The sequence below is a fragment of the Undibacterium sp. JH2W genome, assembly GCF_049340425.1.
GTDB lineage: Bacteria > Pseudomonadota > Gammaproteobacteria > Burkholderiales > Burkholderiaceae_D > Undibacterium.
In genome coordinates, this window is sequence record NZ_JBMPOT010000007.1 from 321,164 (window position 1) to 331,346 (window position 10,183).

The 10,183-nt window shown below is 51.3% G+C and carries 11 protein-coding genes; 8 read left to right on the plus strand and 3 right to left on the minus strand.

Annotated features, from left to right (window positions below):
- Positions 1–18: 18 nt before the first annotated feature.
- Complete coding sequence (locus tag ACO0LC_RS12815; RefSeq protein ID WP_423003580.1) at positions 19–1,092, minus strand: acyltransferase family protein; 1,074 nt, start codon at positions 1,090–1,092, stop codon at positions 19–21.
- Between the two features lie 396 nt (positions 1,093–1,488).
- Here ACO0LC_RS12815 and ACO0LC_RS12820 point away from each other — a divergent pair, with 396 nt between their 5' ends.
- The 5 genes from ACO0LC_RS12820 to ACO0LC_RS12840 all read left to right on the plus strand — a co-directional run bounded on the left by ACO0LC_RS12820 (position 1,489) and on the right by ACO0LC_RS12840 (position 6,408).
- Positions 1,489–2,814: an MFS transporter gene (locus tag ACO0LC_RS12820; RefSeq protein ID WP_423003582.1), complete on the plus strand. Its 1,326-nt coding sequence runs from the start codon at positions 1,489–1,491 to the stop codon at positions 2,812–2,814.
- 234 nt (positions 2,815–3,048) lie between these two features.
- Entirely contained in the window at positions 3,049–3,429 is a 381-nt protein-coding gene (locus ACO0LC_RS12825) for a cupin domain-containing protein (RefSeq protein WP_423003616.1), read from the plus strand.
- Between the two features lie 144 nt (positions 3,430–3,573).
- Positions 3,574–4,647: a sensor histidine kinase gene (locus ACO0LC_RS12830; protein WP_423003584.1), complete on the plus strand. Its 1,074-nt coding sequence runs from the start codon at positions 3,574–3,576 to the stop codon at positions 4,645–4,647.
- Positions 4,644–5,414: a LytR/AlgR family response regulator transcription factor gene (locus ACO0LC_RS12835; RefSeq protein ID WP_423003586.1), complete on the plus strand. Its 771-nt coding sequence runs from the start codon at positions 4,644–4,646 to the stop codon at positions 5,412–5,414. The genes ACO0LC_RS12830 and ACO0LC_RS12835 overlap by 4 nt, the downstream gene beginning before the upstream one ends.
- A gap of 130 nt (positions 5,415–5,544) precedes the next feature.
- The gene (locus tag ACO0LC_RS12840; protein ID WP_423003588.1) at positions 5,545–6,408 is read left to right on the plus strand and encodes a DUF2306 domain-containing protein; all 864 of its coding nucleotides are present in this window, start codon (positions 5,545–5,547) and stop codon (positions 6,406–6,408) included.
- A 114-nt stretch (positions 6,409–6,522) separates the two neighbouring features.
- Here the strand turns inward: ACO0LC_RS12840 and ACO0LC_RS12845 are convergent, their stop codons facing one another.
- Positions 6,523–6,951 (minus strand): GlcG/HbpS family heme-binding protein, encoded by a 429-nt coding sequence (locus tag ACO0LC_RS12845; RefSeq protein ID WP_423003618.1) that lies wholly within the window; start codon positions 6,949–6,951, stop codon positions 6,523–6,525.
- A 48-nt stretch (positions 6,952–6,999) separates the two neighbouring features.
- Entirely contained in the window at positions 7,000–8,010 is a 1,011-nt protein-coding gene (locus tag ACO0LC_RS12850) for a zinc-binding alcohol dehydrogenase family protein (protein WP_422978741.1), read from the minus strand.
- A gap of 117 nt (positions 8,011–8,127) precedes the next feature.
- On the opposite strand from ACO0LC_RS12850, the gene ACO0LC_RS12855 reads away from it, so the two are divergent.
- The 3 genes from ACO0LC_RS12855 (at position 8,128) to ACO0LC_RS12865 (ending at position 9,954) form a co-directional block, all read left to right on the plus strand.
- Positions 8,128–9,045 carry a LysR family transcriptional regulator gene (locus ACO0LC_RS12855; RefSeq protein ID WP_423003590.1) on the plus strand — a complete coding sequence of 306 codons (918 nt, stop codon included), beginning with the start codon at positions 8,128–8,130 and terminating at the stop codon, positions 9,043–9,045.
- Positions 9,046–9,162: 117 nt separating this feature from the next.
- Complete coding sequence (locus ACO0LC_RS12860) at positions 9,163–9,378, plus strand: DUF4287 domain-containing protein (protein WP_423003592.1); 216 nt, start codon at positions 9,163–9,165, stop codon at positions 9,376–9,378.
- Positions 9,379–9,486: 108 nt separating this feature from the next.
- Positions 9,487–9,954, plus strand: coding sequence for a hypothetical protein (locus ACO0LC_RS12865; RefSeq protein ID WP_423003594.1), 468 nt, complete (start codon positions 9,487–9,489; stop codon positions 9,952–9,954).
- Positions 9,955–10,183: the final 229 nt, after the last annotated feature.

A 10,183-nucleotide genomic window follows, 5' to 3' on the forward strand; every position in this document is an offset into this window, starting at 1 on the left:
GATCTTTCATCCAGACATTCATATCGTAATCCGCCAGCCCTTTTTGTTCATTCCAAAAGTCAGGGCAGCAAACACCAAAGTAAATGCAGCTGCATAGACAAAGGATGAAAAATCCTCGCCAAATCGGCCGACCAGTGCAGGTGCAAATATTTGCTGGTAAATCAGATTATCCCAACCCGTCCAGGCCAATACACAGGTTGCCACCCACGCCCCCGCATAAGCCGCGATTGCATTCCCGCCAAAACTTTTTCCCAGCGCAGGCCAGCCCTGTTTGTCTATCAGCATATGCATGGCCAGCAAGAGCAATATCGCCCAGGCGCTGGTCCAGCACACAAAGGATGGTGTCCACAACTGCTTATTAAAGGGCAGATAAGCTGACCATATCAGCGCCAGTAAAATCAAGCCAGCAGCACCGGCGAGCATTTGCTTCAACTGCCCATCACGCATGGCCCTGCCCGCCCACACCCCAAACATGACACTGGCCATAGCCATGAATGTCGACAGTAAGCCTTCTGGCTCTTGTGCCAGGCCAGTCTGCACATCATAGTTATAGGCCAGCTTACCCAATACTGCAGTATCTATCTTGTCGACCAGGTTCAGGTGCAGCTCGTACGAGCCACCAAAAAATAACAATGCCCAATAGAGCAGCATGGCCGCCAGACAAATCATGATCTGATTGAAAAGCTGGCGCACATGGATAATCAGGCAGGCGACCACGGCATAACAAATCCCTATGCGCTGCAACACCCCCAGCAAGCGGAAGTGTCGCCCATCTATCAAGGCCCAAGCAATAAGGTGCAAAACCACACCCAGCAAAAACATGCGCAGGCTGCGCCAGAGTATGCTCTTGCGCACGGCAGCGATATCCAGGCCCTTGCTCAATTGCGCATCCAGTGACATAGCCAAAGAAGCGCCGAGTATGAACAGGAAAAATGGAAAAATAAAATCGGCAGGCGAGCAGCCATGCCATGTCGCATGTTCCAGCCACGGGAAGACATGCGACCAGTCACCAGCATTATTCACAAACAGCATGGCGGCAACCGTCAAGCCGCGCATGGCATCCAATGCTGCGTAACGTTTTACTGTAGACATACCCAAGTTCTCCCTAGCGCACTGAGACCAGTGCAGAAATACCAATTTATGCATGTCGTGTCACCCGGCATCAAGAAAAACCAGGAAGCGGGCTACACGCAGGATAATACCAGTGATAAAATCTGACAAAGTGGTATTGAATCTGGACTTATAGATTAAAGTCATGCATAAAAAACTTATTTCATAGAGAAAATACCGAAAATTCTTATGCATGTCGCCTATTATTACAGACCAATTCCAAGTCAGCCATATCTTACTGGCACTTAAGTGGCATTGCAAATATAAAACCAGTTGACCAGCAATTTTGTGGCTAGTATGTTTCTCATGCTGGCAGCTAAAAACAAAAACAGGCAAGACATACGCGGTTTTTAAGAACCATCAAATAGAGACAAATTCATGAGCATAGAAAAAACCAAGACTCCACGACCCATGCGCTGGGTGCCCAGCCTGTACCTGGCATCTGGCCTGCCGTTTTATGCAGTCGCCCTGATCGCTGGCCTGATGTATAAAAGCATGGGAGTACAAAACGATCAGATTGCTCACTGGACTGGCCTGCTAGGCCTGGCCTGGGTCTTCAAGTCTTTGTGGAGTCCTTTCCTGGAAGCCGCAGGCAGCAAGAAAATGCTGGTCATCCTGTTCCAGCTGATAGGCGGCGCAGCCCTGGGGCTGGTAGCACTATCATTGCAATTGCCCGCTTATTTTGCCATCAGTATTGCCTTGTTCGCTGTGGTGGCACTTTCTTCCGCCACCCATGACATCGCCGCCGACGGCTTGTATATGGCCAGCCTGAGTAACAAACAGCAGGCCAAATATGCTGGCTGGCAAGGCGCATTCTTTAACGGGGCAAAATTCATTTCCCTGGGTGGCCTGGTCTATCTGGCAGGCTATCTCGAAAAAACCCTGCCAGCAGCACAAGCCTGGACCATTATTTTCGCCATCATGGGCGTACTCTTGTTCACACTTGGCCTGTATAACAGCTGGGCCTTGCCAGGTGAAAAAAATGCGGCACCAAAAGCGTCCATGCACAGTATTTTTGTGACACTGCAAGATGTGATCACTGAGTTTTTCAAAAAACCTGGCATCTGGCTGGCCATTATTTTCATTATCCTGTTTCGCGCTGCCGAAGGTCAGATACAAACCATAGGTCCCTTGTTCTTGCGTGAAGCCAAAAACCTGGGTGGCCTGGGCTTGACGACTGACCAGGTTGGCACGGCCTATGGCATTGCTGGCACGATCGCGTTTTTGGGTGGCAGTATCCTTGGTGGTTATTTCGCCTCCTGGCTGGGTTTGAAACGTGCCCTGCCATGGTTGATACTGGCGATGAATACACCCAATCTGGCCTTCTTCTTCCTCAGTAGCAGCATGCCAGAAAGTATGACTGTCATCACAGCAGCACTGGCATTCGAGATGTTTGGCTATGGCTTTGGTTTCGTCGGCCTGATCCTGTTCATCATGCAAGTGGTTGCCCCTGGCAAATACCAGACCGCCCACTATGCGCTGGGCACAGGCGTCATGCAACTGGGCTTTGTGTTTTTCAAGACCATCAGTGGTGACATACAAATCGCCCTGGGTTACAAGAATTTTTTCCTCTGGGTCTTGCTCAGTGCCATCCCCGTGCTGCTCATGACGCGATTCGTGTCTTTTGGTGACGGTGCCTCACACGGCAAAGAAGCCGATACGCAAAATGCGCCAGATAACATGGCAAAAACTGCAGACGCATAAGCCTTGCCGCCAGGGTGAGTACAAAACACACGCCCTGGCATACTTTCAGTCTCTGTTTAAGCCTCAGTCTAAGACTCAGGAAACAACAGCAGCCAGTATCTTGGCAAGAGAACCATATTTCAGCTTGACTCTCTGGTCAAAAAGGATAGTAATTATATCCATGCGCAAAGGCGCATAACTATCCAACCAGGGAGACCTATCTTGTATTCGAACAAAACCAGACATTGGCGTCAACTGACTGCCCTCAGCCTCTTGCTCATCAGCAGCACGCTACTGGCTCAAAGCACGGGCATTACCCGCACTATCGTCACCAAGGCAGACTCATCCATTCCTGGCAAGGAAGACGTAATTGCCAGCGTAGAAATTGCCGCCGGTGCCGTAGTCGGCTGGCACACCCATCCTGGCGACGAAATCAGCTATATCTCGGAAGGTGAGGCAGAGCTGCTAGTCGCCCACCAGCCACCACGCAAGATCAAGGCTGGTGAGGGCTTTGTCATACCTGCCGGTGTCGTCCATAGCGCAAAAAACCACGGAAGCGTGCCTATCAAACTGGTCGGTGTATATGTCATAGACAAGGACAAACCACTGGCGACACCCGCGCCTGCACCGTATTAAAATCTTGGCTCCCTGCCCTGGCATTTTGCAGGGCAGTGTTGACTTACCACGCTCAAACGTCAGCCATCCCTTGAAAACCGTCACTGGTCGCATGCCTGCCTTATCCAGCTTGTCGAAAATTGTGCTTACCGCTATCTTGAGCACATGAAAACCCTCACTACATCCACCCCGCGCTGGCCTGCACTGCCAGGAACACGGCAAATTGTCGTGGTGCTTATGATCAGTGTATTGATCGCCTGGGTGACCACGCCCATCTTCCAGTCACCATTCTGGCTGGTGCTCAGGCGTACGACTTTCATTGCCATGGTCATGCTGCTGGCATTCACAGTCTCTGGCACCTGGCGTTTGCAGTGGTTGCCGCGCTGGATACCGCGCTGGCTGGTGCGAGTGACCACCGTCTGCCTGCTGGCACCATTTGCCAGCCTGGCTGCCTATGTGGCGATAGCGGGCAGTTTCATGAACTTCATCCAGGCGAATAATCTCTTATCGGGTTTTGCCACCAGCACGATTTTTGCGCTGTTTTTTGGCCCCCTCGTCGCCGTCGCCGCCATTAAGCGAGAAGACAAGCAACGTGAACGTGCTGACCGGCTGCAACTGGAACTGGAGAAGAACGCGCTGGAACGCGAAGTACTGGATGCCCGCCTGCGCCTGTTGCAGGCGCAGATAGAACCGCATTTCCTGTTCAATACGCTAGCGAATGTGCAGGCCTTGGTCGAAGCGGGCTCAGACAATGCAGCGCCCGTCCTGCGTCACCTGATCGCCTATCTGCGCGCCGCCATGCCACGTCTGAATGATGCTGATGCGACACTGGAAAATGAAATGCAGTTAGTCAACGCTTATTTGGAAATCATGCACATGCGCATGCCTGACCGCTTGCGCTTTGAACTGAGGCTGGCACCTGAACTCAAGAGCCTGCGCTTTCCCGCCATGGCCTTGTTGACCCTGGTGGAAAACGCCGTGCGCCACGGCATAGACCCTGGTACGGAAAGCGGCACAATAGAAGTCGGCGGCAAAAAAGATATCAACAACATGGTGACGCTATGGGTAGCTGACACTGGTATAGGCATGGCAGAAACTGCCGTACCAGGTACTGGCCTGGCCAATGTGAAAGCGAGACTGCAAGCCTGCTTTGGCAAAGATGCGTGTGTCGATTTGCATGAACAGACACCACATGGCTTGCGTGTAGAATTGATTTTCCATCCAGAGGCCAAGGTATGAAGCAAGTGACTGCATTGATCGCCGATGACGAACCTTTGTTGAGGGAACATCTGCGCACCAACCTGGCACGCCTGTGGCCAGAGTTGCATATCGTCGATGAAGCCCGCAATGGCCACGAAGCGGTGGAGATGTTTGACATCCACCAGCCAAATATTGTTTTCCTGGATGTGCACATGCCAGGCTTGAATGGCATAGAAGCAGCAAGGTCTATCGCCCGCAGAGCGCATATTGTCTTCTTTACCGCGTATGAACAATATGCCGTGCAGGCGTTTGAGCAAGGCGCTGTTGATTACCTCGTCAAGCCCATCATAGAAGCACGCCTGGCTGATACCGTCACGCGCCTGCAACAGCGATTGATGCAAGCGAATGACATAGGTGCCAGCTATGACGCTCTACTTGATCGCATGGCCAGCGACATGCGCCAGCGCAGCCCAAAAGCAAACTACCTGCAATGGATAAAAGCATCAGTAGGCAATAGCATGCGCCTGATCCCGGTTGAGCAAGTGGCCTTCCTGCGCTCTGACGATAAATACACCCTGGTCGCCTGGGATGGTGGGGACGCACTGATACGCAAGAGCATACGCGAACTCAGCGATGAACTCGACCCCGACCGCTTTGCACAAACCCATCGCTCTGTCATCGTCAATCTGCACTATGTCAGCGAAGTCACACGTGGCATGAATGAAACTGCCGAACTGCATATACGCGGTCGCCCCGATGTATTGCCCGTCAGCCGCAGCTACCTGCATCTTTTCAGGCAGATGTAGCACCAAACTGATTTCCGTAGCAATAAACCGTAAAAGCAAAGCGGACTTTGCAGGCACGCTTTGCACGCACATTCACGTCTGCATGGCAGAGCCTCGCACGACAACTTACTTCAGCAAAAGGAGTTTTCAAATGACGCAAGACCCTGCTTATGAAACGAATATATATTCTGCACAGGCCGCACCTCTGGTAAAAAAATATGAAATAGAAAAACTCTCCCGTGCCAGCCTGAAATATGCCGCAGGACTGTGGTTCTCAGTCGCCATCATAGGCCAGCTATTATTCGTCTATTACATTCTCGGTTTCTATGTCCTCTCTGCAATGAAAGCTAATCTCGCCGCATGGAGCGACGTACTGCCCCACGGCTATATCAAGGGCGACAGCGCTGGCAATTTCGCCATCATCACACATATCTTTCTGGCAGCCAGTATTACCCTGGCGGGCATACTCCAGATGATCCCGCAAATCCGCGCACGGGCACCAAGATTCCATCGCTGGAACGGGCGCATCTATCTATCCAGCCTCGTCATTGCTGCCACGACCGGTTTATACATGGTCTGGTTACGCAATGGTGTGGGTGATTTTACCCAGCATCTGGGGGTGAGTTTGAATGCAGTATTAATCCTGGTCTGCTCAGCCATGGCCTTGCGTTATGCCCTCGCACGCCAGTTCGCCCAACACCGCCGCTGGGCACTACGCCTGTTCCTGCTGGCGAATGGCGTCTGGTTCTTCCGCATAGGCTTGATGTTCTGGATAGCCATCAATCATGGACCGGCTGGTTTTAATCCCAAAACTTTTGAAGGGCCATTCCTGAGCTTCATCTCCTTTGCCAATTCACTAATACCGCTAATCGTCTGCGAGCTTTATTTGCGTGCACAAGACAGTAAAAACAAGGCTATTCACTTCAGCATGGCTGGCGCATTGCTGGTGCTCAGTACGGTCAGCGGCATGGGTATCTTTGTGGCGTTTATGGGCATGTGGTTGCCGCATCTTTAACCATCGATTATTCAAAAAATGCTAATGAATGACTGATGATAATTGTCATGTTGTTTGATCTTTAGAATGAAAAGAGTGCATGACACGCATGCACTCTCAACAAATGGCCTGAGCTTATGCCTTCACGTCAAAGCCCAGCGCAGCCAATGCAATTTCTGCCGCCTGCTGGTCTTGCAGTGCATTACCGCCTGATATGCCTATGCCGCCTATGACCTTGCCATTTTCTATAATCGGGCAGCCACCGCCAACTGCCACCAGGCGCGGCCTGTGAGCAAGCTGGGCCACCACGTCATTGCTGATGATCGCTGTCCAGGTATGGGTAGGCAGGCCAAACGAGGCAGCCGTCCAGGCTTTGTCGATTGCCACATCCACCGTCAAAAATGCAGCGCTGTCTGCACGTTCAAATGCTTTCAGGTGACCGGCATTGTCAGTCACAGCGATCGTGACATCGATACCGATATCGCGGGCAGCAGCACTGGCTGCGGTGATCAGGGCATGCGCAGCATCGCGGGTGATGCTGGCCGCCGCAAATGATTTATTGATGTTCGTCGTTTGCATAAGAACTTTCTGCTGAATTCTGCTGAGATTAAATTAAAAGCCTTGCAGCACAACCTTGCCCTGCGCCTTGCCGCTTTCTATCAGCGCATGCGCCTTGCGCAAGTTTGCCGCATTGATCTTGCCAAAGTTCGCATTCACCGTTGTGCGTACTTTGCCCGCATCCACCAGTGCGGCCACTTCTGCCAGCAGCTTGCCTTGCTCATCCATATCGACGGTCTTGAACATGGAACGGGTGAACATCATTTCCCAGTGCAGGGAGATGGATTTGCCTTTCAATTGCATCAAGTCCAGCGCCACCATGTCGTCGATCACAGCCAGCTTGCCTTGTGGCTTCAGGCTTGCAATGATTTCTGCATAGTGCTGTGCTGTCTGCGTCAGGCCAGCGACGATATCGACTTCATTGATGCCTATGGCTTTCAATTCAGCACTCAGTGGTTTGGAATGATCAATCACTGCATGTGCACCCAGATCCAGACACCACTGACGTGTCTCGGCACGTGAAGCGGTGGCAATTACACGCAATTGCGTCAGTTGGCGCGCCAGTTGTATGAGGATGGAGCCGACGCCACCGGCACCACCTATCACCAGCAAGGTCTGGCCAGCGCCACCATTCTTGGCGACACCCAGGCGTTCAAACAGCAATTCGTAGGCAGTAATCGTGGTCAGTGGCAAGGCGGCGGCCTGTGCATCATCCAGTGTGGTTGGAGCCTTGGCGACGATGCGTTCATCCACCGCATGCAATTCACTGTTTGCACCGGGGCGGTCTATCGCGCCAGCATAGTAAACGCGGTCGCCCGCTTTAAAATTGCTGACTGCCGTGCCAACTTCTTCAACGATGCCCACCGCATCCCAGCCTAGCACATTCAACTGGCCTTCAGCGGGTGCACGACCCAGCCTGACCTTGGTATCGACAGGGTTGACGGAGATGGCATTCACGCGCACCAGCAGATCACGCGCTTCCAGCGCCGGTTTTGGCAATTCCACATCTTCCAGTGATGCAGTGTTATCGATAGGTAAAGAATGGCGATAAGCAATGGCTTTCATGTTGAGTCCTTGAGTATAGGTGTCGGTATGGTGTCCAGAAACATTTCCAGATCAGTGCAGGCATTGTAGAATCTGAAGCATGAATTGATAAGGCCGATAAATAACTATCACTTTCAAATGAAAATTGAAAATATCAGTGACCTGCATGTGCTCGTACAAACCGCGCGTTGCGGCTCACTCTCAGGCGCAGCCAGCGTGCTGGGCATGACACCCGCTGCCGCCAGCGCCACCCTCAAGCGACTGGAAACCCAATTGGGCACCCGCCTGTTTGAACGATCTACCCGCGCCCTGCGCATCACCGCCCAGGGGCAAATCCTGCTCGACTATGCGCAAAGGGCATTTGATTTGCTTGACGAAGGCGAATCCCAGGTATCAGAAGCCCGCACCGCCCTGGTCGGCACAATACGCGTCGCCGCCCCGTCTGACCTCACCCGCACCACCCTGCTACCCTGGCTGGATGAATTCCTGGCCCTGCACCCCGGCGTGCAACTGGCATTGAATGTCGGTGACCGACCACTGGACGTAGTGCGCGATGAAGTCGATGTGGCAATAAGGTATGGCACGCTGACAGACTCACGCCTGGTCGCCAGGGTACTGGCACAAAGCCGCCCCATACTCTGCGCAGCCCCCAGCTACCTGGCCCGCCACCCCGCCCCACAAACACCACAAGACCTGGCACACCACAATTGCCTGCTGTTCGAACGCAGCAGCCGCCTGCACAAAACCTGGCGCTTTGGACAAAACGGCAAATGGAAAGAAGTCAGAGTAAAAGGTGACCGCAGCGCCGACGACGCCTCACTCGCCCGCATGTGGGCGATAGCAGGCGCGGGCATCATCTTCAAATCCTTGATCGATGTCAGGCAGGAGCTGGAAGATGGCAGCCTGGTGGCCTTGTTGACGGACTGGGAGACTGAAGCTTATCCACTGCATGCGCTGCTGCCGAGCGGGCGCTTCATACCTAACCGGGTGCGGGCGCTGGTGGAGTTTTTGAGTTCGAAATTTGCTATCAGTATTCGGAATGAAAATAGCAAATAATGACGTGCGCAGAAAACATTGCTCCTGATTTTTTAACATGCCAAACAATAAACTAAAAATCTCGTACAATCTTATTCAAGTGAATTCAATCGGACTCAAGAAGAAGGAGAGCACAGCATGTCAAATGAAGAAAAAATCAAAGGCCCCGCCTCTTATTTCCCTTCAATAGAAAAGAAATACGGCAAGCCCATCCAGCACTGGCTGGATCTGGTTCAGCAAAACAAAGGTTTAAAGCATATGGAAATCGTCAACAAGCTCAAGGCTGAACATGAATTGGGGCATGGTCACGCCAATGCCATCGTTGCTTATGCTCTGGCTGCTGACAATAAGTAGTTTGGCGCTTTCAATTCTGCTTTCAGATAAATATAAGCAAGGTCATTATGACTATAGTGAAAATCCCTTTATTTTCATATTGGACTGCAAAGACCAAGCAAGAAGCCCATGAACAAGCAAATCAAAGAAGTGTTCGCAACGCAAAGTAAAGACAATATAACTGTATTGATATTGACATCCCTGTTAGGGCCAATTGGTATACTTTTGCTTTTCGCAAGAAAAACGATCAACAAGCTTCAGTTTTCCAGTTTGCTTTGCATGTGGCTCTCGGTATTCTGGTGCAGGTGGATAACGGGATTTGTCTTCCCTTCGACCTATTACGAAATGTTTATCTTAGGCATACTTAGTTACGGTGGCGCGATCTTGAATCCACACAGATCGGATTCCAGCATGGCTGCAGTGACGGGGGTATCTTTGCTGATGCTGGTAGCTGCTCTTACTGGTTATTTAGAAGTACTTGTCGTACGAAATTTAGAGCATTTAATTTCGCCAATAGATATGCTCGTCATAGGAACCGGTTATTTCGGATATCTTTTGTCCAGTTATCTAGCTTGGAGGAAGAGAGTTTCAAGCTGAACAACCAAATCAAATATTCACACAAAATCGACTTTAAAAAAATAAATCAATAGTTCAACGAATCATTCAATGTCCAAGCACTCGAAATCAACTACCAAACCCTGAGGTATCCTGACTTTTTCGGACATTCCTGTTTGTTAAAATAAACGATCAGGAGAAATAATGAAACAGAAAAAAAGATATACCCCGGAATTGCGGGAAGAAGCGGTGAAACTTGTATTGGCGCAAG

Coding starts and splice junctions, on each gene's coding strand:
- ACO0LC_RS12820 (WP_423003582.1), top strand. CDS start 1,489: ATGAGCATAGAAAAAACCAAGACTCCACGACCCATGCGCTGGGTGCCC.
- ACO0LC_RS12840 (WP_423003588.1), top strand. CDS start 5,545: ATGACGCAAGACCCTGCTTATGAAACGAATATATATTCTGCACAGGCC.
- ACO0LC_RS12855 (WP_423003590.1), top strand. CDS start 8,128: ATGAAAATTGAAAATATCAGTGACCTGCATGTGCTCGTACAAACCGCG.
- ACO0LC_RS12815 (WP_423003580.1), bottom strand. CDS start 1,092: ATGTCTACAGTAAAACGTTACGCAGCATTGGATGCCATGCGCGGCTTG.
- ACO0LC_RS12860 (WP_423003592.1), top strand. CDS start 9,163: ATGTCAAATGAAGAAAAAATCAAAGGCCCCGCCTCTTATTTCCCTTCA.
- ACO0LC_RS12865 (WP_423003594.1), top strand. CDS start 9,487: ATGAACAAGCAAATCAAAGAAGTGTTCGCAACGCAAAGTAAAGACAAT.
- ACO0LC_RS12850 (WP_422978741.1), bottom strand. CDS start 8,010: ATGAAAGCCATTGCTTATCGCCATTCTTTACCTATCGATAACACTGCA.
- ACO0LC_RS12835 (WP_423003586.1), top strand. CDS start 4,644: ATGAAGCAAGTGACTGCATTGATCGCCGATGACGAACCTTTGTTGAGG.
- ACO0LC_RS12830 (WP_423003584.1), top strand. CDS start 3,574: ATGAAAACCCTCACTACATCCACCCCGCGCTGGCCTGCACTGCCAGGA.